Raw genomic sequence first — 26686 nt, 5'->3', positions numbered from 1 at the left:
ATTATGGATATTAATAACGCTTATGATTTAATAGTTGATAAACTTACTGTTTGGGTAAAGGACCTCATTAAAATGTTGCCTAATATTGCATTGGCTGCATTAATTCTGGTGCTTGGTTTCTACGCAGCCAAATCAATAAGTAATGTTTTAAAGCGATTGTTCAGGCGTTTTGTTGCTAATAAAACACTTGACAACCTTTTCGGATCGTTGGTATATATATTCTTACTTGGCATAGTTATTTTTATCGCTTTAAGTGTACTGCAGTTAGATAAAGCCGTTACCTCAATTTTAGCCGGCGCGGGTATATTAGGATTAGCATTGGCATTTGCCTTCCAGGATATTGCCGCTAATTTCATGTCGGGTATTTTTTTGTCGGTGCGAAGCCCTTTAGCTGTAGGCGATATCGTAAAAATAAAAGACTATATGGGCAAGGTAGAGGAGATAAATTTACGCGATACCGTTATACGCACCTACCAGGGCCAAATGGTGATTATTCCAAACAGAGATGTTTTTCAAAATCCTATTGAAAATTACTCCCTATTAGGTAAGAGACGCATGGACCTTACCGTTGGGATATCATATGGTGATGACTTGGAAAAGGTAAAAGAGGTAACACTTGAAGCTGTAAAAAATATTGAGGGCTTATCTGACGATGATGAGATCACTATGTTTTATACCGCCTTTGGCGACAGTTCTATTAATTATGTTATCAGGTTATGGGTTTGCACAACCGAACAAATTAATTTTTTAGAAGTACAGAGCCAGGCCATCATGCGTATCAAAAAAGCTTATGACGAAAATGACATAACAATACCGTTCCCCATCAGGACGCTTGACTTTGGCATTAAGGGCGGTGTTTCGTTAATGGATACTAAAAACGCTACTCAACTTTAACGTTGTAATGCCTCAATTAAAAAATGACTTACCAAGTGAATCAGCTAATATTTTGTTGATCGCCAATTCACCGCCGTAAGGGGTAAAATGGTCCTTATCAAAGATATAAGGGGCGTAGTCGGGCCCAAGTGCAGGAAACGAGTTTTTGTTGATGATATCAATATAATAAGGTTTAAACTTATCTTTCAAAAAATTATTTACCACATAGCATTGTCCACGCAAATAGCGGTTGGTAAGCCTGGTGTTAAATTGTATTTCTTTAGCTTTTAATGCAGGGTAAGTTATGGTGTAAGCTTCGCTTTGACCAATAACAATAACCTTTAACTTATTTTCTTCCAGGTAATCAATAGTAGCCCGCAGATCTTTTTCCAATTTCTCTCTATTGGAAGGCTTTGTTTTAACCCAGTTAGCGCTGATAATCACCCCGTCAATTCGGCCTGCGTTTTGTACTATAAACTTTTTTAAAACGTGGTCAACCAATGCTAAACAAACTTTGCTACCACCTTTTTCATTAACAAATGGGTAGCATCCGCTGGCAGTGGCTACCATTATATTCACATTTTTATCCTTAAAATACCTCCTAAATGGCTCTGATATATCTGCTGAATGACTATCACCTATCAATATAAAATTCTTACCATCAGGCTTTATACTAAGGCAGCCTTCTTCATTATACTCGCTTAGCGCTTTATTACGTGTGGTTAAAAAACATCCGTTTGTGCTTAGTTTAGTGCCTTCTGGATGCCTTTTTGTGTATCCCGACACCATAACGGCATCATGCTTAAATGCCATTTTATTAATATCAAAATAAGCTAAAAAACCGGTAGTTATTGCCAAGCCAAGCGCACCGGCAAGTATAGGCTTGTTACTGGTAAAATTTATTGACTCAACATATCTATAAGATAAATAGCCTAACACGATAGCTATTGTTGTTAATGTAATAACGACGGTATTATTTAACGAAAAACCAAGATACTGTGCAATTACATAAACCGGCCAATGCCATAAATAAAGCGAATAGGACATTTTACCTATACCCTGCACAATGCCAAACTTTAACATCTTAAACTCATTACAATTTGCGGCAATGATTATAAATGCTGCCAATACCGGAATAATGGTGTGCAAGCCGGGCCAGGCCATGTTGCTGTTTAGGAAATAAAAAGATGCGAATATCACTATATAACCTGTAACTGCCGTCAGCCTGCGTATAGTTACATTGATGCCTTTTACCAAATCCTCGCCCAAAAAAGCCAGGCCGCCAATCATCATTTCCCAGGCACGGCTATGGAGTAGAAAAAACGACCCATCTTTATCAATAGTAGTATAATATATTGCTGCCGTACAGCTTAATACTATAACTACAATAAAAGCATAAATGTATTGGGCCTTACTTTTAAGGGATTTACCGGCGAACAGTAAAATTACAGGATAGACGAGGTAAAACTGCCACTCGACAGATAAGGACCAGGTGTGCAGTAATATGTTGGTATCAGATGCTTCTGCAAAATAACCGGCGCTTTGCCAGTATACAAAGTTTGAAATAAACAAAATGCTTGCGGCGGCATTTTGCTCATTAAGCTGATAATTAACCGGGAAATAAATAAAAAAGCCAACAAGTGTTAACGCCAGGATCAAAACTATCAGGGCCGGAACAATTCTTTTAAGCCTTCGCCCGTAAAATTCTAATAAGGTAAAATTATTGCGGTTAATGCCGTTAATAATTATTTTACTCATCAAGTACCCCGATATAACAAAGAAAACATCAACACCTGCAAAGCCGCCATCGAAAAAAGAGACTTTATAATGAAAAAACAGCACCCCGATAACAGCCACTGCTCTTAACGCATTTATATCATACCTGAATTTTAGATGGGCAGTTTGGCTCATAAATTTTGCTCAGATAAGGTTTTAGGCTGGCTGCCTTTAACCTATTACTCATTAATCCCGAAGGTATAGATTTTAACTAATTAGCTCTTTCTTTTTAACTTAGTTTTTATAGATTTACAACATAGTAAACTGTATCTCAACCAATAACCATTACAAACCAACCTTTTATGAACAGAAACAAATACTTATTGCCAATTATGGCTTTTGTAGTTTTATTAGGATTACAATTAGGTGCCATTAATGCTTTCGGGCAGGGTCCGGGTGGGGCTCCGGGCGCAGGAGGCCCTCCTCGTGCAGGAGGACCGGGTGGTGGACGTGGGCCAGGGTTGCCTCCAATACCACTGGCGGGGGATACTACACATACCTTAACCAAAAGCTTTACGCCAGCAACCGCTGTTAAAAAAGCGCCTGATGCCAAAGGTTTTATTCAGCGCTGGCTGATATTGGAACCTGTTAAAAATAACCGCAGCAATACTACAATGACTGCAAGCTATTTGAAGGCCCAACTTGCCGCTGATAATTTTTCGACAGATTATAATGCCATTCCTAAAAATGGATCGACAGTAAAAATTGGCACGCAGGAACTAAAGTGGCACGCTTTAGACAGCAAAACATTCAACTTTAATTTAAGACATTTTAGCTACGCCACCAACACCACGCGAAACGGTGTGCTGTTTTGGTTAGTTACCGTAGTCAATTGTACCGAAGACATCAAAAACGTACGATTAGCTGCCGGAGTAAATTCCGCGGGTGTTTTTTGGGTAAACGGCAAGGAAGTTTTAGTAATTCCGGGCGATAAGGATGTAATAGCTGATTTGGCTACATCACACCGTTTAACGCTAAAAAAAGGCAAGAACATCGTTCGTGCGGCAGTTTTAAACGGACAGGGCATGAGTAACTTTTGCGCAAGGTTTTTAGATGAAAATGGTGCACCGGTAAAAAACTATACCCTCAGTTACGAATAATGTATTAATCGACTTAAATATATCTGAACAGATCTATATGAAAATAAAGAAATTGATCGGTCTGACTGCTTTTTTAGTAGCATCGATAACACAAACCTTAATAGCACAAATTGGGCGGCCATTTATTCATGATCCATCAACCGTTGTTGAAGACAACGGAAAATATTATTCATTTGGCACAGGTGGCGGTGGTATAATGTCTGATGATGGCTGGAAATGGACCAGTGGCGCTGTGCGTCCCGGTGGTGGTGCAGCCCCTGATGCCATGAAAATTGGCGACCGGTTTTTGGTAGTATACGGAGCCACCGGTGGCGGCAGGGATTACAAAGGAATTATTTACAGCATGTGGAACAAAACCCTTGATCCAAAATCACCTGATTTTAAATATACCGAACCGGTTATAGTAGCTACATCAGATGGCTATGAGGATAACGACGCTATTGACCCCAGCCTGATGCTTGACCCTACTACCGGGAAACTGTGGTTGACTTATGGCACCTATTATGGCTTTATCCGTTTGGTTGAGCTTGACCCTAAAACAGGCAAACGCGTGGTGGGTAATAAACCGGTTAATGTGGCCATTACCTGCGAGGCGTCTGCCATGATGTATCACGAAGGCTGGTATTACCTTTTGGGCACGCATGCTACATGCTGCGCGGGACCAAATTCAACCTACAACATTGTAGTTGGCCGTTCAAAAACCATAACCGGACCATATATGGATAATGTAGGCAGAAGTATGTTAGAAGGTGGCGGCAGAGCAGTAGCTACAAGCGACGGCAACTTAATAGGCCCGGGCCATTTTGGGCGTATAATGGGTATGGACAAAGGCGTTGATAAAATGTCGTTCCACTGGGAAGCTGATATGGACATGGGTGGCCGTAGCACATTAGGAGTAAGGCCAATAGTTTGGAAAAATGGCTGGCCAATAATGGGTGAGGTCATCAAACCCGGAACTTATGCCATTCAATCAGAAAGAAGAGGTTTTGGATTAGAATTAGCAGTTGACTGGGTATCTATGCCAGGTGCCGGTGGCGGCTTTGGTGGCGGCGGCGGCAATGCCCCTATTAAACCTGCGCCGTTAATGCAATTAGCCGATGCCATTAAAGGATGGCCTACCGGCGACATTGCTCCAAGATTAAATGAATATATATCGCGCCCGCATCAACGATGGAGCGTTACACCAGCGCCGGACTCAAGCGGATATTTAGGCGGCCCGTATTATAAAATTGTAATAGCCGGAACAGAAAGGGCATTAACAGCAACAGCAGATGCCGAAGTTACAACAGTGCCGCAATTTACCGGAGCACCTGAACAACTATGGCGAATTGACCAGTTAACCGATGGCACCTTCCGCATAATGCCTAAGGTTGTACCCAACTCAAAGGAGAAATTAGCGCTGGTATCGTCTGGAGACAGTACGCCTACACTGGCTAAATTTAATATGGATAGCGACAATTCTAAATGGAATTTTAAGTTGCAGTAAACAATATTGGTAAGCTAAAAAAAGCCGGTAGATCATTTGATTTACCGGCTTTTGTTTTGTAAAATCGACTAGCATTGTAGCACTTAGAATTATTTTATCGACTCAAATAATGGAACGGTGAACTGGCTATCGGCATCTGTTTCATTAACCTTAGCATACGGAGAAAAGGTACGTACGCTGATCTGATTGTTTTTTACAGAGAATTTGTAAAGACGCATTAAGCCATTACCCCCGTTTGGCCTGCCCTGGTAATCATTTAAAAATGTTTTCACGGTATTGCCATTAAACACATCAGTACGATAACCCTCTCCGTTATTGCCAACATGCCCGCATAACATCATAAACAAATTGGGGTTGTCTTTAAGGCTTTCATAAATAGCTTTACCTTGTGTATTAAAAGGTGCCTGCGGCGTATTGCTGCCCTTAACAGGATTGGTGTTGAGGATGGAATGGCTTACAACAATTGCCTTGCGGGATGCATTTTCCTTTAGCACCTTGTTTGCCCAGGCATACAAATTTGTTTGATCTTCGTTATGCGAATCAAACTCCAAAAATAGTACTATAAAATCTACTCCTCCGGCTGTAAATTTATCAAAGTGGCTGTCGTTATTATCGCCATAATGTCCGCCGTAATAAGGCCTTCCTTCAAAATGTTTAACTCCAAAATATTTGTTATATCCCTTGGTAGTCCCCTTTATTGGATATTGCTCAGGAAACTGATCGTGGTTGCCAATTGTCAGTCCGTATGGAATGCTAACGGGAAACTCCAACCCATAAAGTGCCGTTTTGGCCATATACCATTCGGAGGCTTCGGTTACCGGGTTGTCGCCATGTTCGGTAATATCGCCCATATGGGCCACATAAGCTATATTCTCTTTAACCTGGTTTTTTCTGATCCACTCTATCTGTGCCTTAAACATATCAAAAGTACCCCCCAACTGAGCCTGTGCCACATAAAATTGCGTGTCAGGCAAAACAGCAATTGAAAAATCGCCCTGCTTTACCACAGCATTTACTGTGTCAACAAAAACCATAGGTTTATATGGTAATGGGGCAGCGCCGGCATTTATGCTTACTGCCATTGAGCCGGTAAACAATACAGCAGATAATAATAGGCGGTTACTATATTTCATGGCATATAATTGATAAACTTATATAACATAGCATTCTGTCGATTAATATCTAAGATAGAGATTATTGTTAACTGTTCCACACGATTTTGCGCTTAGGCCCCAATGATAATAATCCATACTTATATGTTAAGTTTCCATAATAAAAATGGCAGAAAAAATAAGTAATTTGGCACACAAGATTTAAGTATAAACCATATTCAGCATTTAACCAATGCCTGATACCAACCAATAAACCTATAACGAAATGAAAAAACTCGTATTCGTCTATCTATTATTTGCAGTTACAACCAGCTTTGCGCAAACAAAGCCGGGCATGAAACTTTGGTATAAAACCCCTTCGGGCAGAACATGGGAAAACGCTTTGCCCATTGGAAATGGCAGACTGGGTGCCATGATCTACGGAAATGTGCCTAAAGAAACTATCCAGCTTAATGAGCATACGGTTTGGAGCGGCAGCCCTAACCGTAATGATAACCCAATGGCAATAGATTCGTTAGCCAAAATACGCCAATTGATATTTGCCGGCAAACAAAAAGATGCCGAGAGAACTGCCGGCAAAGCCATCATTACTAAACTATCTCATGGCCAAAAATTTGAACCGGTGGGAAGCCTGCAACTGGCTTTTGATGGTCATGATAATTACACCAATTATTCAAGGGAACTGGATATTGAAAAAGCCATAACAAAAACAACTTATACCGTTGATGATGTAACCTATACCCGCGAGGCCATTGCATCGTTTCCGGACCGCGTTGTGGTTATGCGTTTAACGGCCAGCAAGCCGGGCAAAATTTCTTTTAACGCTTCGTTTACTACGCCACAAAAAAGAGCAACCATTAAAACAACTGCAGCTAAAGAGTTAACCATTTTCGGTGTTACTTCTGATCATGAAACAGTTAAAGGTATGGTGAAATATAAAGGCATTGTGCGTATGAAGCCCGAGGGCGGTATTTTTACTGCGAATGATACTTCATTGACCATTAAAAATGCAAATGCTGTAACCATCTATATTTCTATCGCCACCAACTTTAATAATTACCACGACATAAGCGGTGATGAAAATAAAAGGGCTATGGACTATTTGAACAAAGCTTTTCCAAAATCATTTGCTACTATGTTACCGGCTCATGTAGCCGCTTATCAAAAGTATTTTAACCGGGTAAAATTAAACCTGGGCGTTAATAATACGACAGCCAACCTGCCAACAGATGAAAGGTTAAAAAACTTCACTACAGACAATGACCCATCGTTTGTAGCACTTTATTACCAGTTTGGCCGATATTTGTTAATTTCTTCTTCTCAGCCGGGTGGACAAGCAGCCAACCTGCAAGGTATATGGAACGACAAGATCAACCCATCATGGGATAGCAAATACACGGTTAATATTAATGCCGAAATGAACTATTGGCCTGCCGAAAAAACCAACCTGGCCGAAATGCATGAACCATTTATACAAATGGTTAAAGACATGTCTGTAGCAGGGCAACAAACCGCAAAAGATATGTATGGCGCCCGTGGTTGGGTGGCGCATCATAATACCGATATATGGCGCGCTACAGGCGCTATTGACGGTGCAACCTATGGTTTATGGAACGGAACCGGCGGCTGGACCAGCCAGCACCTTTGGCAGCATTATCTATACAGTGGTGATAAAACGTTTCTTGCTTCTATTTACCCGGTAATGAAAGGCGCGTCATTGTTTTATGTAGATTATTTAGTAGAACATCCCAAATATCATTGGCTGGTTGTTGCTCCTGATGAATCGCCGGAAAACCCTGCAAAAGCACACCAAAACTCGGCAGTGGATGCAGGTGTTACCATGACCAATCAAATAGTTTTTGAATTATTGACCTCTACCATACAAGCGGCACAGGTACTTAAAAAAGATGCTGCCTTTGTGGATACCCTAAAGCAAATAAGAAGCCGCCTGGCACCTATGCATATTGGTCAGTATGGCCAGTTGCAGGAGTGGCTGGATGATGTGGATGATCCAAAAGATAATCACCGCCATATTTCTCACTTATATGGTTTATTCCCGTCAAACCAGATATCGCCATACCGCACACCGCAATTATACAGTGCTGCTAAAACTACGCTGGCAGAACGTGGTGACGTATCTACCGGTTGGAGCATGGGCTGGAAAGTTAACTGGTGGGCAAGGATGCTGGATGGTAACCATGCTTATAAACTAATTCAAAATCAGCTTACACCGGTAGGCTCGGGCGGCCGTGGAAGCGGTGGTACCTATAACAATTTGTTTGATGCCCACCCGCCATTTCAAATTGATGGCAACTTTGGCTGCACCTCGGGCATTACCGAAATGCTAATGCAAAGTGCAGATGGTGCTGTGCATTTAATACCCGCGTTACCGGATGTTTGGCAAAACGGAACTATTACCGGATTGCGCGCCATAGGCGGTTTTGAAATTGTGAGCATGGAGTGGAAAAATTCAAAATTGGTAAAAGCGGTTATCAAATCTACCTTAGGTGGTAATTTGAGATTAAGGGTGCCTAACGCCATCAAGGTAACTGCCGGAACAGCTTTGAAAAAAGCAACAGGCAAAAACCCTAACGCATTTTACTATGTGCAGGAAACGCCTGCACCGATCATATCAGAAAAAGCACCTATCGCTCCAGTAAATATACAGGAAACCATACTTTATGATCTGCCAACAACAGCAGGTAAAACTTATACATTTGTGGCGCAATAACCGCTTTTACCAAACAAAAAAAGCCCGCGATCATTGATCTGCGGGCTTTTTTTGTTGCAATTATTATGTATTATGAAAATTGGCGGGTAGTGGAATTTTCTGAATTGTAACGATATCGTTATCTCCAGAATTTATACAAAGTTGGTTTACAACTTAACATGAAAATTTTATCCTCTCAATTTATTTGAATGAAAAAAATATCGTTTTTATCTATCCTGTCACTTTTTACGTTCAGTTTATTTGCCCAAAGTAATTACGAAATACAGGTATACGCCTCTCCCACCATGAAAAAGGGACTTACTATGTTTGAACTACATAGTAATTACACTATTAGTGGCAGTACCACCAGTTCAGGGCCAGAGTTACCTACCAACCACGCTATACATGAAACTATTGAAATAACCCATGGCTGGACAAATTGGTTTGAAACAGGCTTTTATATTTTCAACTCCATAGGCAACGACGGGCGTACAGCATACGTTGGTTCGCACATTAGGCCCCGGGTTGCGGCGCCAGCCAGCTGGAACTGGCCTATTGGAGTTAGTATATCAACTGAATTTGGTTTTCAAAAAAGCGCCTTCGACGCTAATACAGCTTCGGTAGAAATAAGGCCTATAGTAGATAAAACCTGGAATAAATTCTATGTTGCCGTAAACCCAACTATCGAAAAGAGTTTTTCCGGCCCTGATGAAAACCGGGGCTTTATATTTTCGCCCAATGTAAAAGGGAGTTATAACGTTAGTAATATGGTAGCGATAGGGTTGGAGTACTATGGTAGTACCGGACCATTTTTTCACTATGATTCCTTTCAGCAGCAGGAGCATCAATTATTTGCCGCAACCGATATTAACTTTGGACCGGCTTGGGAATTTAATTCCGGTATAGGTTATGGCTTTACAAGTAGTACCGATAAAGCTATTGTAAAATTGATTTTAGGCCGACGGTTTTAATTAGGGGCAACAAACACTTTTTTATTTTTCTTAAATAAAATTTTTTGCAGCTTCCAGGTTAAGAAAGCTGTACCCGTACCTAGTAAAGCACCGGCAAGTACATCCGTTGGATAGTGTACACCTAAGTACATTCGTGAATAGCCGATAGCGGCTGCATAAGTATACGAGGGTATGATCACATACCATTTTGGGAAAGATAAACTTAAAGAAGTAGCTGTTGCAAAAGCCATTGAGGTATGCCCCGATGGAAAGGAATTATCACTTAAATTGGCTTTACCTGTAATAAGATCAGGATATGCCAAATATGGCCTCTGGCGATTTGTAAGGCTTTTGATAGTCGCATTAAAACCTGCGGTTAATAATATCGCGCTCCCGGTTTTTAAAGCATTTTCAGTAAGCTGGTCATTATGTGTGGCCAAACCGGTTATCAGCATTCCTACAGGTATTGATGTATCAACTATATAGGCGCTATTTGTAATATTCCGCCAAGTTTGATCAGCTGGTGAAATAGGACCGTTAATTTGTTGAAGCAGCCTTATATCTAAACTCTGGGCGCTAACTTTATAAATACCTGTTAATAGTATTAGGCAAATAAATAATCTCTTTATCATATTGACATGCAATAAAGAAATGTATTCTGTAGAAACTTAGGATATGTCAATAGATTTAAAGTTAACTTTAAACACTGTTATTAATAATAGGCCTTATACCGATCAATTGTCAAAATAAAGAAAGTGAAATTACTTGTTATAGAAGATGAGCCCGGATTAAGAGAAAGTGTCAAGGATTATTTTACCGATGCAGGTAACATTTGCGAAACAGCAAATGATTATACAATTGCACTGCAAAAAATAAATGTCTACCGATATGATTGCATTATATTGGATATCACACTACCATATGGCAGTGGTTTAGATATTTTGCAAACCCTCAAACAAAATCGCTTTCCTGATGGGGTTTTAATAGTTTCTGCTAAAGATTCGCTTGACGACCGCCTTCGCGGCCTTGACCTCGGGGCGGATGATTACCTTACCAAACCATTTCATTTATCAGAGTTACGCGCGCGTGTAATGGCGATTATTCGCAGAAAATCTTTTGACGGGAACCACTTAGTTGATTTTAACGAAATACAGATGAATTTGCTTGCTAAATCAGTCATCGTACATCAACAGGCTATTAAATTTACAAAAAGAGAATATGCTTTGTTACTTTATCTTATAGCAAACAAAGGGAAGGTGGTCACTAAGAATGCTTTAGCCGAACATCTTTGGGGTGATGAGATAGATATGTCAGATAATTTTGATTTCATTTATTCTCACATTAAAAATGTTCGTAAAAAACTGGTGGATGCCGGAAGCAGGGACTATATCCAATCTGCCTATGGCATGGGCTATAAATTTACAGATCAATGAAGCTGCTGGATAAATACAACCGTATTAGTTTAATAACAACCGTATTAGTTATTATTATTACCGGTTTTATTTACTATTTTACTATTAGCCTAATTTTAACTAAGGAGATAGATGAAGACCTGGCATCTGAAGAAAACGAAATATTTGACCATGTTAAATTAAATAATGCTTTACCACAAATATTTGAATCAGAATATCTGAAGGTACGTTTTGATTTGACCGGAAATAATGCTGTAAGAAGACGATTTACTAATATCCAATATTGGGATAGTGAACGTAAAAACCGGGTATCAGGGAGAGAATTGATCACATCTTTGCAGGTTAAAGGAAAAATCTACCGTGTTAGTATTATACAATCAAAAGTAGAAACAGAAGGACTTATCAGGGTAATATTTTTTATAACTTTAGGTATTATTTTCATACTTATACTGATTTTGTTTATTATCAACAGATTAGTTATTGGTAGTTTGTGGAAACCTTTTTACCAAATGCTTCGGCAAATCAAACTATTTAATTTAACTGATAATAATACCATTACCGTATTAGATACCGCAATAGATGAATTTAATGATATGAACCAGGAGGTTACTGCCATGTCATTACGTGTTAATAACGATTACCGGGAATTAAAGAATTTTGTTGACAACGCATCACACGAATTAATGACCCCATTAGCAGTTATAAACTCAAAACTCGACACACTGGTACAAAGCGGCGGATTAACAGACAGGCAGGGAACATTAATTGGTGAAGTTTACGCCATGGTTTCAAAAATGAGAAAATTGAACAGGTCAATGCTCCTCATATCAAAAATTGAAAATGGCTTGATCCATAAAAAGGAACAACTTGATCTAAAGCAAAAGACAATTGACCTGGAAAATTATTTTCAAGAATTACTGGCGGCCAAAAACCTGCAATTAACCACCAGGCTACAGGATGTAAGCATAATGATGAATAAAGAATTGTTAGATATATTATTAAACAATTTGCTGGGCAATGCTATCCGCCATAATATCCCGGCGGGGGAGATTGAGATCACCTTAAATGACCAGGCATTTACTCTAAGTAACACCGGGCAACCCAATGCTCTGGAGCCTGAATTAATATTTCAACGTTTTTATAAGTCGGCCGACTCTGACGGTACAGGTTTAGGACTTACACTCTCGCGCGAAATATGTGAAAGCTCAGGATATATGCTTACTTATACCTTTAATGGTGGCAGGCATATTTTTACGGTTCGCCTTCACTAGTTAGTTATCCTGTGTTATATTTTCAATTTGATAAAAAAACCGCCCAAAATTCTATTGGGCGGCTTCAATTATGCTTATTAATTAGGGGAAGGGCTATTTTCCAACTACTATTACATGAAAGGCGTTAGCCGTAGCAGTGGGTAGGTATAATAAATGTGTGGCGGGGTCAATCGCTATTGTTCTTGCACCTGCTTCAGTAGTCACATTTTCTACAAATTCAAATTTATCCGCTGATAGTTCTTTAATTACCGACATTGTTCCAGTTCTGTTAGAAACAAAAGCTTGTTTGGATGCAGGGTCAAATGCCACACCATCGCAATCCTCAATAGGGAATTTAGCCAGATTTTTACCATTTGCGGCATCCATAACTACCAACGTTTTACTTCCGCCACAACCTATAAATAAACGATTGGTGGCCAAATCAATCGCAAGCCCTGTTGGTTCGTCACCCAGTTCAATTTTATAACGATGGATCACCTGGTATGTGTTTGCGTTAATTACAATTACTTCGTTAGTGGTTTCGGAGTTTACAAATATATTGCCCTTGCCATCCGATACGCCGGTTTCCGGTTTGCCGCCAAGTGGTATTGTGGCTACAACCTTATCAGTCGCTGGGTCAATTACAGTTGCATCCTTGCTATTTCCGTTAAAGGCATACACCTTTTTCGAAAACTCGTCGTAAAAAATAGCGTCAGGATTTGCACCCGTTTGGATAGTTGTAATGACCTTATTCGTTTTCAGGTCAAATACGGTACTATTGTTACTCCTACCGTTACTGGTATAGCCTTTGCCAAACGGCTTGGCTAATGCTATACCATGTACTCCTGTAGTATTAGATATTGTTCCTACAGAATCACCGGTAATAGTTAAAACATGCACCCGGCTGTTATGAGACACATAGATTCTGTTTCCTGGTCCGTCAACCGTAAGATAATCCCATCCACCTGATCCACCCATCGGGAGTTTTTTTATGATGTGTAACCCTGTTTTAGTTTGAGCCTGAGAGGTTAAAGCAATGGCTAATAGCGCTATTGTGCTTAGGGGCTTTAAAAATATCATGGTTGATTTTTTAAAGCTATTTAGCTAAACAATCTGTAGGAAAGTTGGATGATCGAACAGACGGTGAAATCTTTTAATTCAACTTTGCAAAAGGGACTAAAACAGGTTGCTCAATTGCGTCATAGTTTGTCGCAATTAACCCCTTTATATGTCGTAAATGATACCTGCTTAATTTAAGCCTGGTAACTATCTTTAGGATATGAAAAACTTAGCATACAACATCAACATATCGGCAAGTCCGCAAAAGGTATGGGATACCATGATAGGGCATGAAACCTATAAAGATTGGACCAATGCCGCTTGGCCGGGTAGCGATTATAAAGGCGAATGGAAACAAGGCGAAAATATACGCTTTGGAGGCGCGGACGGCAGCGGCACCTTGGCCACGGTAACCACCTTTGATCCGTATAAAAAAATATTACTAACACATATTGCCCTGCTACAGCCGGGTGGTGTAGAAGATACAGAAAGTGAGTGGGCCCAAAAGTGGATAAACAGTTTAGAACAATATAGTTTTGCCGAAAACAGTGGCAAAACAGATTTGACCATTGATATGAAAATATACGATGAATGGGAAGATATGTTCAATAACGATTGGCCCAAGGCCCTGGCCCGCCTAAAACAAATTTGCGAAGAGTAATAGTATTAACAGAAATTTTAAAATATAGTTATGAGAGCAATTAACCCCTGGATCAACTTCAATGGCAATGCCGAGGAAGCATTCAATTTTTACCGATCAGTTTTTGGCGGAGAGTTTACCAAGATCGTTCGTTTTAAAGACCTGGCAAGCGATGATTTCCAGGTGCCGGAAAGCGAGGCCAATAAAATAATGACCATAGTTTTGCCTATTGGAAAGCACAATGTATTAATTGGCAATGATGTGCCTGAATTTATGGGCCGGGTAAACGAAAGAGAAAATCGATCTAAAATAACAGTAGCTGCCGAAAGCCGCGAGGAAGCCGACAAAATATTTAACGGCCTATCGGCAGGCGGAGAAGTAGAAGGACCCATTGACGACAGTCCCTGGGGCACTTATGCCGGCATGTTCAGAGATAAATACGGCATTGAATGGATTGTGGAGTTTGATCCAAATTATAGTTAAGTATGAACAAAAAAATCTTTCGCTTTTTTTATCTCTGTTTGAATTATATAGGAATTATTGTATTCTAAGTAAAATCCGTAAAAAGTCCAAATATCAATTTTAAAATGAAAATCCCGTTTAGCAGCTATAGAGTCGACGAGACTAGTTATTTTCTCTTCTAATTTTTTTCCATAAACATATGGATATATTGCTTCAAAAAAACAAAGAATTTCCTCTACCCTTGTGGACATCAATTCATCCAGTGGATAAACCGCAGGCATATTCACCGTCATAAACTTTGTTTGTGAATTCAATACCTGAAAAAGTTGTTGAAAAACAAAGTTAAAACCATTGCCTGCAATTTGTAAATTTGCTTGAGATAGCTTAAAGCCTCTGTAACCACAACTTATATCTTTTATTACAGATTCGAACAACTCATGAGTGATAGCTGCTCCCATGAAATTTGAGGAAAGCTTAGCGGATGGTATTTCATTTACAGAATCCAGGTGAAATCTACAACCAATAACGAAATCGCAAATGGTTAACTTTTGCTTAAATACTTCGATATATAATGGGCAATGTTGACCATCAGCGTCAAGCGAAATAGCATGTGAATATCCCTTTTCAATTCCATATTTAATTCCAGTTTTTATTGCGCCCCCCATACCGATATTGTGCTGATGTGCTATAAACTGAAATCTATTCTTTTTAATTATTTCTAAAGTTTCATCGGTGCTCCCATCATCAATAATGATAGTATCTTTTTGATATACCAAAAGATCATGTAATACGGTTTCAAGCTTCTCTGATACATTAAATGCTGGAACAATTATTAATATTTTGAAATGATTCATTTCATAGATTTATCTTAGGATATAGGTTTCTAATTTTATTAATCATAATTAAAGTGTGGGTAGATCCTAAACTTTCACTAATATCAGATGCCTCGTTTAAAAATCTGAGTGCTGATTGCATATCAGAGTCCTCAATTGCCAACATTGCTGCCTCGCGAAGCACATACGCTACAGATTTATTTTTATCCTTGGCCCATGGCAAAATATGTTTTTCCATCGTATCTCGACTTTGATTTAAATAACATTTATTACCTGAAACTCCTTTTAGGAAAGTATACTTTGCCGCAGAATAAGGTGATTTCTCCCAATCAGAATCTCTTTGCAATAGATTAAATGCATATTCAAATTCCCCCATTCGCCTAAAAATACTTGCTTTAGAATCAATATAGTCAGCCTTTAACTCTTTATAAACTTTTGTTGAATTACAACCATAATTATTTAGATGGACAGCACGTGGCATTCCCGCCATATTACAAATCCCTGAAAGATCCTGTACATACCGAAATGTGCTTAAATAGTCCGAAGTTTCTAATGACAATCGTATACTTTGCGTCAAACAATTTATTGCCCTTTGGTATAATGCCCGGTTAGCATAAATATTCGCCCAAAGAGCAAGCCCCCTAGCTTTTAATATCTTTTCCTCTGCCGTACGGGGTATAAATTTCAAGAAATCTGTATTCTGACGTATTAATTCATATCCCAACTGATATTCGCCGGAATGTCTTAATGCAGAAATGATTTCTATGTATGATTCCAAATCATGTAAAACACGAAAGTCTGAATATTCTTGTACTAAAATATTGCTGTATAAAGTCCTTTTAGAGCATAAAGCTTTTAAATCAAATAGAAGTTGCTTGACAAATGCCTCCTCACTATGACAAAACGACGGTTTGCTGTTAATAATATTCTGATTGCCAAATAATGCTAATACACCTTTTAACGCATCAGAAACAGCTTTACCATTGATAATATAAAGGCATAATGGGACACCATGTTTTATTGAGAGGGCAATTTCATAGTCAGTCGGGAAAAATGGTATTTCAAAAAGTCTACTTTCATCACCCGCTGAATTCTTATAAAATGTTACTACTACATCACATGAACTAATTGCTTCAGATACTATTAGTTTCCAATTACGTTTGCTTTTTTCATATTCCTGAACTCCATTCTCTTCCCACAACCAAGTGTTGAAATCGTTTTCCTTCAATAAATCGGCAATTTTTTTCCGCAGTGTCCACTCCTTCCTTTCTTCGTAGAAAACTGAGCCAATGAACACCTTAATCTTCTTGTGATTTAAAATAGGATATTCCATTTTTATGTTCAACAGGGATGTTATTAGAATATAATCTAGGATGATTATTATATATTTGATTTAACACAATATCAAAGTTTTTCGCGGCTATATCAATTAGACTATTAGTATGTTTTCTATAATAAAACAGTACTTCGTCTACTAATTCAAATCTCCAGTGTGTTTGGGCTACCTTTAACCAAAAGTCCCAATCCTCACAACCCCAAACCATGTTTGTATTATACCCGTTAACTTCAATCCAAGCACTTTTCCTAAAAAGGGAGCAGTAATTCAATTGGTTTTTTTTTCTTAGTTCTTCTATATCGAAGGTTTTGGCAAGTTTTATTGTATTCTTTAATCCAAAATGACTACGGTGGGTGTAAACAACTCCTATATCTGGACTATTCTGAATAACAGGAACTGTTTTTTCCAAAAAAGAAGGAGCCAATTTATCGTCGGCATCTAAAGGTAAGATAAATTTTCCTGTGCTAATATTAATGCCATTATTTCTTGCTGTCGGCAAGCCCATATTCGGTTGACTGATTAATTTAATATTGTATTTTCTAACTACATTATCAGTATTATCGGTTGATCCGTCATTAATAACTATAATTTCGACATCATTTCTATCAAAACTTTGACCAAGTACACTTTCAATTGCCTCACTTAGAAAGTGCCCGTAATTATAGCTTGTGATTATCACTGATACCGTCATAATATAAATATAAAAATTAAACTCTTATTGGTACGGCTATAGTTGATTTATTTTAGCATGCAAAACTTTGATATTCAATATGATTGCAACAGAAGCTATGGGATTAGTAGGTCTGACAGGAAGTGTTACAGAAAGGATTCAAAAAATGCAATAGTCTAAAGTACCATTGCTTTATGTTGTGGAGAGGGGGGGATTAATTTCATTGATCCCAAAGAGGGAGGCTTCAAATCAAATGCTGTCGCTACGCTTTCTGCATTTTTTATTTCTCCGCTTGCTGCAACAAGTTCCGCACGCTGCGAAATAAAAAATGCCGCCCTATCGGGCAGCATTTGGCTTGGCGGAGAGGGAGGGATTCGAACCCTCGATACACTTTTGGCGTATACACACTTTCCAGGCGTGCTCTTTCGACCACTCAGACACCTCTCCGTATCTATATTATATTATTCTCTTTTAAATAATTATATCCATCAATAGACTTATAAAACATTTCTCTTTTAAAAGCCAAGCTACGATTTAAGTGCTCTTCTTTAAAATGTATAATAAAAGGCACCCGGCCTTTGGTTGAGCGCACTTGTCCGCTATTATGCTTACGCAATCTTTTATCAATGTCTTCCGTACTACCATAATAGTAACGACCATCTTTAAGACTCTTTAATATATAGCTATAATACATACTATTCGAACCATCGATACACTTTTGTCCATAGGACCCCTCTGGGGGCGTATACACACTTTCTCCGAAGGAGTCCTATGGACCAGGCGTGCTCTTTCGACCACTCTCCGAAGGAGTCCTACGGACAGACACCTCTCCTGTAATAAATTTGGATTGCAAAGGTAAAATAATTACCCAATAAAAAACGGAACCTGTGAGTACAGATCCCGTTTTAGCAAATCATTAACATAACCAAAAACTATATATGGTCACTTTATCACAACCAAGCGTTGCTCTATCGTGCTATTGTATTTATAAGAGTGAAAAAAATGTATAAGGTTTAATGCCTGTAAAATTATTTTGGAAATTATTTTAGCTATGTTTGCTTCAAATGCCGGCAGGCATTATTTTACCATTTAAAGCACCCTGTTTAGTTAATGCTGAGCATCGACGAAATTAAAAAACCCATAGCCGCAGATATTGATGTTTTTGAGGAACGCTTTAAAACTTCCATGCAAAGCAATGTCCCGCTGCTTGACCGTATTACCCATTACATTGTAAAGCGCAAAGGCAAGCAAATAAGGCCCATGTTTGTATTTTTTTCGGCCAGTATTTGCGGCGGCATTAATGAGGCTACGCACCGGGGTGCCGCTTTGGTTGAACTTTTACACACCGCTACCCTGGTACATGATGATGTGGTAGATAACTCTTACCAGCGCCGTGGCTTCTTCTCAATAAACGCTTTATGGAAAAACAAGATAGCCGTTTTGGTGGGCGATTACCTGCTATCAAAGGGCTTATTGCTGTCTATTGAAAATAAAGACTTTAAACTACTCCAGATCGTATCAGAAGCGGTAAAGCAAATGAGCGAGGGCGAACTGCTGCAAATAGAAAAAGTGCGCCGTATGGACGTCAGTGAGGATGTTTATTACGAGGTTATCCGCCAAAAAACGGCTTCGTTAATTGCGTCATGTTGTGCCTGCGGGGCGGCATCTGCCGGGGCTGATGATGAAACAATTGAGCGGATGCGGTTGTTTGGAGAAAAGATAGGCATAGCCTTCCAGATCAAAGATGATATGTTTGATTTTGGCACAGATGATGTTGGTAAGCCGGTAGGTATCGACATTAAAGAAAAGAAAGTGACCCTACCCTTGATTTACGCGCTGAATAATACCGATACCGCAACTAAAAAGAAAATGATCAACCTGGTTAAAAATCATAACGACGAGCCGCAAAAAATTGCCGCTATTATTGATTTTGTAAAACAGGCAGGTGGTTTAGCTTATGCCGAAACCCAAATGAAAAAATACCGCGAAGAAGCCTTTACTATTTTAAATACCTTCCCCGCCGGCGATGCACGCACAGGGCTGGAGCAACTGGTACAGTTTACCACCGAACGTAAAAAATAACATGTCAAACGAGATACTTTTTATAGGTGGCTTTGTAGTTTTTATCTTTTTAATGATGGCTGCTGATTTGGGTCTGTTTGGCAAAGCCGACAAACCGGTAAGCCTTAAACAAGCCGCTGTTATGAGCGGTATTTGGATAAGCTTTGCATTGGGTTTTTATTGGCTGATACTGCATTACGGCCATTTACTGCACCAGGTAGATAGCTATGCCCGCCTGCAGGAAGTAAATCAAAAACACCTGCATAAATTAGCTATAAATCCCAACAACCTCGCCGCAAGTTTAGAAGTATACCGTAAAAACCTGGGGCTGGAGTTTATTACCGGCTATATTGTTGAGTATGCCTTATCTGTCGATAATATATTTGTGATGGTACTTATATTCGGGGCATTTGGCGTACAACCGAGGTATTATCATAAAGTATTGCTTTGGGGCATAATAGGCGCTGTTGTAATGCGTTTCCTGTTCATTTTTGTTGGCGCGGCATTGATCAACCAGTTCCATTGGATATTGTACCTGTTCGGGGCTTTCCTGGTGTATACCGGTGTAAGTATGTTTATCAACCGCAACCAGGAAGAAGAGATCGATCCCGAAAACCATAAGGTAGTAAAACTGGCGTCCAAATACTTTTCGGTACATCCAAAATTTGAAGGCAGTAAATTTTTCATTAAACTCAACGGAAAAAAATATATAACACCATTGTTCCTGGTGCTGTTAATTATTGAGTTTACCGACCTTGTATTCGCCGTAGATTCAATACCGGCTATATTCTCAATCACTAAAGATCCCTATATCGTATTCTTCTCTAACATATTTGCCATTATGGGCCTACGCTCCATGTTTTTTTTACTGGTAAATATTATTGAGAAATTCCATTACCTAAAAGTAGGACTGGCAGCTCTGTTAGCTTTTATCGGCTTAAAAATGCTGTTAGCCAATTGGGTAGAAAAAATTGGATTAACTACGTTAAACTCGCTTATCATCATATTAAGCATTTTGGTAATAAGTGTGGTAGCTTCCCTCATCTTCCCTAAAAAGAAAGTTACGCACGCCAGGAAATAAAAATGATATTAATTAAAAAGGCCCCGAAAATTCGGGGCGTTTTTGATCTTTTTTACTTCTGTTACGTTATTGATCAGAACTTATCAGCAATATTTTAACCTTCAGTGCATCAGGCTTAATGGGTGTACCACCGTCAGCTGTTTGCGCATATAACACTATATTTCCCGTCTCATGGGTATAGCTGTAAGCTACGCCATTATAGGTGTAAGGAATCTGCTCATAAACGCCCTGGTTAAAATTAAAGTAAACTAATACGCCGCCATTTTCATTAAAATAATTGTCAATTTCAGGTATGTCATCTAAAATCGAGTAATATGATCTGCCGTCATTACTTAGTACCCAGCTGCTCACCGGTACATCATAAATTATGGTTCGATTGGGATTTGGCGTAATGTAAGTTTTTTTGCATGATGATAAGCCTATAGCTATCACCGCAACGAATAGGAATGATAATATTTTTTTCATGAGGATACGTGTTAATTATTATATAAGACGATATCCGCTAAAAAGGTTTAATTTTTTTCAAAAAAAATGCCCCCGATTGCTCGGGGGCTTATATTAATTATTTAGATTCTTCCTCTTTGGGTTTCTTTTTATCGGGTTTATCCGCTTTGGCAGTAGCCTTTTTATCAATGATCTTGATCTCGCCCAGGTCCTTGTCAAAGTCAACCACCATAGTATCGCCTTCGGTCAGTTCGCCTTTAAGTATTTCTTCGGCAATGGGGTCCTCCAGGTATTTCTGGATAGCGCGTTTTAACGGACGTGCACCAAACTGCGAATCGTAACCTTTCTCGGCAATAAACTCTTTGGCGCCTTCGGTCAGCTCAATTTTAAAGCCTAAACCTTGTACCCTGCCAAATAGGAAGCCCAGTTCGATATCAATAATTTTGAAGATATCCTCTTTGCTTAACGAATTAAACACGATCACATCATCAATACGGTTCAAAAACTCAGGCGCGAAAGCACGTTTTAAAGCGTTCTCAATCACACCTCTTGAATGTGCGTCAGCCTGTGTTGCTTTGGCGTTGGTGGTGAAACCTACCCCTTGTCCAAAATCTTTTAACTGGCGCGCACCAATGTTTGATGTCATGATGATGATAGCGTTCCTGAAATCAACCTTGCGGCCCAACGAATCAGTTAGCTGCCCTTCATCCAACACTTGTAATAAAATATTGAATACATCAGGGTGAGCTTTTTCAATCTCATCTAACAATACAACAGCATATGGTTTACGGCGTACTTTCTCGGTAAGTTGTCCGCCTTCTTCATAACCCACATATCCCGGAGGCGCACCCACTAAACGTGATACCGCGAATTTCTCCATATACTCGCTCATATCAATTTGTATCAGCGCGTCTTCGGTATCAAACATAAAACGGGCAAGCTCTTTAGCCAACTCGGTTTTACCCACACCTGTCGGGCCAAGGAATATAAACGAACCAATTGGTTTTTTAGGGTCCTTTAAACCTGCACGGGTGCGTTGTATGGCACGGGTTAGTTTCTTAATGGCGTCATCCTGGCCTATGATCTTGCTGGCAATAGTTTCGCCCATGGCCAGTAGTTTCTGGCTGTCGGCCTGGCCAACCTTTTGTACCGGTATACCGGTCATCATAGATACTACCTCGGCAACATTATCTTCGGTTACGGTATAACGTTTTGATTTAGTTTCGGCTTCCCAAACGGTTTTAGCTTTATCTAATTCTTCCAGCAAGTTCTTTTCGGTATCGCGCAATTTAGCCGCTTCCTCGTATTTCTGGCTGCGTACTACTTTGTTTTTCTCAACTTTTATCTGCTCTATCTTTTGCTCAATATCCAAAATCTCCTGCGGAACATGGATATTGGTCAAATGCACACGCGAGCCCGACTCGTCAAGCGCGTCAATAGCCTTGTCAGGTAAAAACCTGTCGGTTATATAGCGGGTTGTTAAGTTAACGCAGGCCTCAATAGCCTCGTCGGTATAAGTTACACCGTGGTGCTCTTCGTATTTTTCTTTAATGCGGTTCAGTATCTCAATGGTTTCGCTAACCGTAGCAGGCTCAACCATTACTTTCTGGAAACGACGGTCCAAAGCACCATCTTTTTCAATATACTGACGGTACTCATCTAAAGTTGTCGCGCCAATGCATTGTATCTCACCCCTGGCCAAAGCCGGTTTAAACATGTTTGAGGCATCTAATGATCCCGAAGCACCGCCCGCACCCACAATGGTATGTATCTCGTCAATAAACAAGATCACATCAGGCGATTTTTCCAGCTCGTTCATTACCGCTTTCATACGTTCCTCAAACTGGCCACGGTATTTGGTACCTGCCACTAAGCTGGCCAGGTCTAACGTAACCACACGTTTGTTAAACAATACACGGCTTACTTTACGTTGTACTATACGCAGGGCCAAGCCTTCGGCAATGGCACTTTTACCTACGCCCGGCTCGCCTATCAATATCGGGTTGTTCTTTTTACGACGTGATAGTATCTGCGATACACGCTCAATTTCTTTCTCGCGCCCCACAATAGGGTCAAGCTTACCATCCTCGGCGGCGCGGGTTAAATCGCGGCCAAAATTATCCAGTACCGGGGTTTTTGATTTAATATCTGATACTTTTTTAGGCTGGCTAAAAGCTTCATCATCCTTAAAATCATCCTCACCACCGGTTGACGAACCCGGCATCTCGTCGGTAATATTATTTTTATGCGATTCTACCTCGCCTTTAAAAATCTCGTAGTTAACATTAAACTGCATCAATATTTGCGATGCAATGTTATCCTCGTCACGTAAAATCGACAGCAGCAAATGCTCGGTACCAATTACATCACTTTTAAAAATCTTAGCTTCAAGGTATGTTATCTTTAATACCTTTTCGGCTTGTTTAGTTAAGGGTATGCTGCCTATATGTACATTTGTTCCTATAGTTCCTTTAACGGCATCTTCAACTGCCCTGCGTAATTTAGCGGTATCAACTGCCAGCTCTTTTAACAGTTTAATAGCTACGCCATCGCCATCACGTATAAGCCCAAGCAACAGGTGCTCGGTACCTATATAATCATGCCCAAGGCGCAAAGCCTCTTCGCGGCTATATTGTATTACATCTTTAACTCGTGGCGAAAATTTAGCTTCCATATATAATCCTCGATTAAACGTCTCTAATTTATTAAAAATTGTACTTTAAAAGACGCATTGTTTTCTAACTTATCAACAATATTATTGCCAATAATTATTAACGCCCAAAAACAGACATTAATATGATATCGCAATCTATCAGAAAGTTCAACTTAATACAACTTTTGTGTAAAAAATTATGCTTTGTTGATGCTTCTTTATAGTTATACGTTGATTATCAACTATTGGATGGCTTAAACCGCAAAAAGTTTAAGTAACAATAACGCTATTTCCCCATAATGGGGCATTTACGCAATAACGGCAGATTTGTGACAGAAGGGCAGGGTTTAGTGATTGGAGGTTAGTGATTAGTTGGTTTTGGGTATTTTCGCCGAAGGGTCATACGCGCTATTAAGGGACGATTTATGCAATCTTCCTTTTCTTAACAAAATAAGAGGCATGTCAACCATTAAGCCTGCCGATAGCCGAAATGCATCTTTATTGCTTTCGTTATTAAAGTCTCGTAACTGAGGACTCAGTTGTCCACCAATACTGAAAGTAAGCGGAGCATCCCCAAGTCCAAACCTTATGTTAAGCCCTGGTGAGAATAATTGAGACCATCGCGCTTTACTAGGCAAACCGGCGCCCTCATTGGTTAGTCGGTATGAAACCACTGAGCCAAGATCAAAAACTATCAAACTTAATGTCGTATATGCTTTTTTATGCTTTCCTCCGATCTTGGGCTTATTACTCCAACTATAATCTAAACTGATTGGTGCCGTAAACCCCAAAATCCCCGATCTCTTTTCATCTTTAATAAATTCGACGCCTCCATAGGGGCCGAAATATGCTCCTACAGTAATTATACTTGAAAAATTTTGCTTTAGCCTATATGACGCGGGGGGCAAGGCATGCGATTCAATTACATTAGCAAGTTGCTCTTCGTTTTGCGCTTGAAGTATGTCGGAGGCAAATGATGTAATTTCTAAAGCAGGCCCGAACACGTTATCTTGGTCTTCTTTAACATAGCCTCGAAATATATTCAAGCCTTTATTTGTAGCGGCGGGATAATTCTTATTTTGAATCAGCGCGTAAACTTCAAAAAGCTCATTTACTTTTTCCAGCCCCTTTTTATAATTTGCAGATTCCTTTATGACTGATTCTTTCTCCAGAAAAACATTAATGACTTGTGATAAATTTGACCAATAGCTATTAAGTGCAAAGCCCTTTTCACCAACCTTATTCCTTTGACTATCTTGAAAATGATTAAGAGTCATTAAAACATTGCCAAACCAATTACTGATTTCTCCTATCTCATTTGCAGATAAATTATTTACATTCACAGTTAAATAATTATTTATATCTGGGTACTTTTTTGCTATTATGCTAATAAAAATTCTGGCCAGCTCATCATTATTTTGCATGACTGTAAAAAATTCATTCGAAGTGATCCAAAAATTTTCACCACTATTTGTTTGATAAAGCTCTTCATTGATTATGTATGCCAATCTTAAAAAGGTTTGTAGTCCGCTTGACTTCAGTTCCGCAAGTTTTTTTTCATTATTCGCGAGAGATTCTACTATCTCCATATAATTGTAATGCTGTGTGACTTTTTCTGATATTGTTAAAGCATCTCGCAGATATTTCAAATATATTTTGGAGTCATTATTAACGATGTCTAAGTGATTATCAAGATAATCTAAACCATGCTTTGGCAAGCCCAATAAGTCCTTAGAAAACGCGTATTTCCAAGAATTGTCAAAATTTGGGACAGTATATGGCTGCCAGTTTTGGAATTTATGTGTAGATTCAGGAAAAATATTTTTCAGTTCTGACTTCAGAATTGTATCCCTCCATTTTTCGACAAAATATATAAGAGCTTCTTGCTTAACTCGTTTAGCTAAATAAACTGCAACAAGGTCTATCATTTCCGCTTCAGAAGGAATACTGTAACTCGCCATCCCTGTCGCATTTTTTGACATAGCACTCTGCTGTTGTTCGTCTTTGATTATATTATTAAGCACTAATGATTCAGGCTTATTTAGCCTAACTACATTTGCCAATCGTTCTTCAAATCCTACAATTTTTAATTGGGTTAATATTTCGGAATTGTCTCTTAAAGATTTCACGTTACTACTTAAAAATGATTGAATAGTGGCTATTTGGCTCTTGTTTTCGTCTAGCATGTTTGAGTATTTTGAGATTTCTCTTCTCAATATATTTTTAAGGGAATTTTTCAAGCAAGTATCCGACGCCAAAATCGTACAGCTATCGCTAGCTGCTTTGTATATCTCGGCGCTGAGTTTGTTCTTTGGGTCGTATATATAATTATTTAAAAATGAAATAGAAGCAACAAGCGTTGCGTTATTATTGTTTAGATTTTCAAGGATATCATTCCCCCGTCGGATGTTACTTACTATTGGATCTTTCGATATAGGATTTGAAGAGTTTAGTTCCTTTATACTTTGTATAATTTTTTTGTATAGGTCATTACCTGATTTCATTTGCGCGTCGAATGACCTAGTCACAAAATCATCTTTTATTTTTACTAAGACAGGGCTTGTTTCGCCCTGTTGCGACAGATTAATTTTGCCTAAAATTATTTCAACTTTTTTTAGGGTCAAGCTGTCATTTATCTTGGAATGTTTCCAATTGTACAAGGTTATAGCGTCTGAAAAGGCATTTTGGGCTTTTGCTTTATAGTTTATAAAGGGGAGAAAAGCAGCTATAAAAATTAATCTATAGCCCATAATTTTGATATATTTATTCATGACAGCG

22 protein-coding genes and 1 tRNA gene are annotated in these 26686 nt (G+C 39.1%); 11 read left to right on the top strand and 12 right to left on the bottom strand.

Annotated elements, in window-relative coordinates; translation table 11 throughout:
• The first annotated feature begins 3 nt into the window (after nt 1-3).
• On the top strand, nt 4-894 hold the full coding sequence (locus ACYVJ6_RS00860; protein ID WP_460692157.1) for a mechanosensitive ion channel family protein: 891 nt from the start codon (nt 4-6) through the stop codon (nt 892-894).
• A 12-nt stretch (nt 895-906) separates the two neighbouring features.
• On the opposite strand, the gene ACYVJ6_RS00855 is transcribed toward ACYVJ6_RS00860, so the two are convergent.
• Nucleotides 907-2784 (bottom strand): acyltransferase family protein, encoded by a 1878-nt coding sequence (locus ACYVJ6_RS00855; protein ID WP_460692156.1) that lies wholly within the window; start codon nt 2782-2784, stop codon nt 907-909.
• A 167-nt stretch (nt 2785-2951) separates the two neighbouring features.
• Between ACYVJ6_RS00855 and ACYVJ6_RS00850 the strand changes: the two genes are divergently transcribed.
• A complete protein-coding gene (locus ACYVJ6_RS00850; RefSeq protein WP_460692155.1) occupies nt 2952-3749 on the top strand; it encodes a hypothetical protein in 798 nt (265 codons plus the stop codon).
• 37 nt (nt 3750-3786) lie between these two features.
• Nucleotides 3787-5235: a family 43 glycosylhydrolase gene (locus ACYVJ6_RS00845; RefSeq protein ID WP_460692154.1), complete on the top strand. Its 1449-nt coding sequence runs from the start codon at nt 3787-3789 to the stop codon at nt 5233-5235.
• 89 nt (nt 5236-5324) lie between these two features.
• On the opposite strand, the gene ACYVJ6_RS00840 is transcribed toward ACYVJ6_RS00845, so the two are convergent.
• On the bottom strand, nt 5325-6368 hold the full coding sequence (locus ACYVJ6_RS00840; protein WP_460692153.1) for a metallophosphoesterase: 1044 nt from the start codon (nt 6366-6368) through the stop codon (nt 5325-5327).
• Between the two features lie 244 nt (nt 6369-6612).
• Here ACYVJ6_RS00840 and ACYVJ6_RS00835 point away from each other — a divergent pair, with 244 nt between their 5' ends.
• Both ACYVJ6_RS00835 and ACYVJ6_RS00830 read left to right on the top strand, forming a co-directional pair.
• The gene (locus ACYVJ6_RS00835; RefSeq protein ID WP_460692152.1) at nt 6613-9078 is read left to right on the top strand and encodes a glycoside hydrolase family 95 protein; all 2466 of its coding nucleotides are present in this window, start codon (nt 6613-6615) and stop codon (nt 9076-9078) included.
• A gap of 188 nt (nt 9079-9266) precedes the next feature.
• Nucleotides 9267-10028, top strand: coding sequence for a hypothetical protein (locus ACYVJ6_RS00830; protein ID WP_460692151.1), 762 nt, complete (start codon nt 9267-9269; stop codon nt 10026-10028).
• Here ACYVJ6_RS00830 and ACYVJ6_RS00825 read toward each other — a convergent pair.
• Nucleotides 10025-10639 carry a phosphatase PAP2 family protein gene (locus tag ACYVJ6_RS00825; RefSeq protein WP_460692150.1) on the bottom strand — a complete coding sequence of 205 codons (615 nt, stop codon included), beginning with the start codon at nt 10637-10639 and terminating at the stop codon, nt 10025-10027. The genes ACYVJ6_RS00830 and ACYVJ6_RS00825 overlap by 4 nt on opposite strands.
• Before the next feature lie 123 nt (nt 10640-10762).
• Here ACYVJ6_RS00825 and ACYVJ6_RS00820 point away from each other — a divergent pair, with 123 nt between their 5' ends.
• Together ACYVJ6_RS00820 and ACYVJ6_RS00815 are read left to right on the top strand one after the other, a co-directional pair.
• Nucleotides 10763-11440, top strand: a complete 678-nt coding sequence (locus ACYVJ6_RS00820) for a response regulator transcription factor (protein WP_460692149.1) — start codon at nt 10763-10765, stop codon at nt 11438-11440.
• Nucleotides 11437-12690, top strand: coding sequence for a sensor histidine kinase (locus tag ACYVJ6_RS00815; RefSeq protein WP_460692148.1), 1254 nt, complete (start codon nt 11437-11439; stop codon nt 12688-12690). Before ACYVJ6_RS00820 ends, ACYVJ6_RS00815 begins: the two co-directional genes overlap by 4 nt.
• A gap of 93 nt (nt 12691-12783) precedes the next feature.
• Here the strand turns inward: ACYVJ6_RS00815 and ACYVJ6_RS00810 are convergent, their stop codons facing one another.
• Nucleotides 12784-13749 (bottom strand): YncE family protein, encoded by a 966-nt coding sequence (locus ACYVJ6_RS00810; protein WP_460692147.1) that lies wholly within the window; start codon nt 13747-13749, stop codon nt 12784-12786.
• A gap of 199 nt (nt 13750-13948) precedes the next feature.
• Here ACYVJ6_RS00810 and ACYVJ6_RS00805 point away from each other — a divergent pair, with 199 nt between their 5' ends.
• Entirely contained in the window at nt 13949-14389 is a 441-nt protein-coding gene (locus ACYVJ6_RS00805; protein WP_460692146.1) for an SRPBCC domain-containing protein, read from the top strand.
• 30 nt (nt 14390-14419) lie between these two features.
• A complete protein-coding gene (locus tag ACYVJ6_RS00800; RefSeq protein WP_460692145.1) occupies nt 14420-14851 on the top strand; it encodes a VOC family protein in 432 nt (143 codons plus the stop codon).
• Here ACYVJ6_RS00800 and ACYVJ6_RS00795 read toward each other — a convergent pair.
• From ACYVJ6_RS00795 to ACYVJ6_RS00775, 5 genes are all read right to left on the bottom strand, one after another.
• Nucleotides 14848-15684, bottom strand: coding sequence for a glycosyltransferase family 2 protein (locus ACYVJ6_RS00795; protein WP_460692144.1), 837 nt, complete (start codon nt 15682-15684; stop codon nt 14848-14850). The two genes, ACYVJ6_RS00800 and ACYVJ6_RS00795, sit on opposite strands and share 4 nt — an antisense overlap.
• A gap of 1 nt (nt 15685) precedes the next feature.
• The gene (locus ACYVJ6_RS00790; RefSeq protein ID WP_460692143.1) at nt 15686-16996 is read right to left on the bottom strand and encodes a hypothetical protein; all 1311 of its coding nucleotides are present in this window, start codon (nt 16994-16996) and stop codon (nt 15686-15688) included.
• Nucleotides 16962-17690: a glycosyltransferase family 2 protein gene (locus ACYVJ6_RS00785; protein ID WP_460692142.1), complete on the bottom strand. Its 729-nt coding sequence runs from the start codon at nt 17688-17690 to the stop codon at nt 16962-16964. The genes ACYVJ6_RS00790 and ACYVJ6_RS00785 overlap by 35 nt, the downstream gene beginning before the upstream one ends.
• 335 nt (nt 17691-18025) lie before the next feature.
• A tRNA-Ser gene (locus ACYVJ6_RS00780) sits at nt 18026-18116 on the bottom strand.
• A 4-nt stretch (nt 18117-18120) separates the two neighbouring features.
• On the bottom strand, nt 18121-18363 hold the full coding sequence (locus ACYVJ6_RS00775) for a GIY-YIG nuclease family protein (protein ID WP_460692141.1): 243 nt from the start codon (nt 18361-18363) through the stop codon (nt 18121-18123).
• Nucleotides 18364-18779: 416 nt separating this feature from the next.
• Between ACYVJ6_RS00775 and ACYVJ6_RS00770 the strand changes: the two genes are divergently transcribed.
• Nucleotides 18780-19751, top strand: a complete 972-nt coding sequence (locus ACYVJ6_RS00770; protein WP_460692140.1) for a polyprenyl synthetase family protein — start codon at nt 18780-18782, stop codon at nt 19749-19751.
• 1 nt (nt 19752) lies between these two features.
• Nucleotides 19753-20811: a TerC/Alx family metal homeostasis membrane protein gene (locus tag ACYVJ6_RS00765; RefSeq protein ID WP_460692139.1), complete on the top strand. Its 1059-nt coding sequence runs from the start codon at nt 19753-19755 to the stop codon at nt 20809-20811.
• A gap of 66 nt (nt 20812-20877) precedes the next feature.
• Here ACYVJ6_RS00765 and ACYVJ6_RS00760 read toward each other — a convergent pair whose 3' ends face one another.
• From ACYVJ6_RS00760 to ACYVJ6_RS00750, 3 genes are all read right to left on the bottom strand, one after another.
• Nucleotides 20878-21276 (bottom strand): hypothetical protein, encoded by a 399-nt coding sequence (locus tag ACYVJ6_RS00760; RefSeq protein WP_460692138.1) that lies wholly within the window; start codon nt 21274-21276, stop codon nt 20878-20880.
• A gap of 97 nt (nt 21277-21373) precedes the next feature.
• A complete protein-coding gene (locus ACYVJ6_RS00755) occupies nt 21374-23929 on the bottom strand; it encodes an ATP-dependent Clp protease ATP-binding subunit (protein ID WP_460692137.1) in 2556 nt (851 codons plus the stop codon).
• Nucleotides 23930-24276: 347 nt separating this feature from the next.
• Nucleotides 24277-26679, bottom strand: a complete 2403-nt coding sequence (locus ACYVJ6_RS00750; protein WP_460692136.1) for a hypothetical protein — start codon at nt 26677-26679, stop codon at nt 24277-24279.
• Between the last annotated feature and the right edge of the window lie 7 nt (nt 26680-26686).

Source organism: Mucilaginibacter puniceus (genome assembly GCF_054783175.1).
The sequence above is the reverse complement of the archived record's forward strand: the minus strand, read 5'-3'. Positions and strand labels throughout refer to the sequence as shown.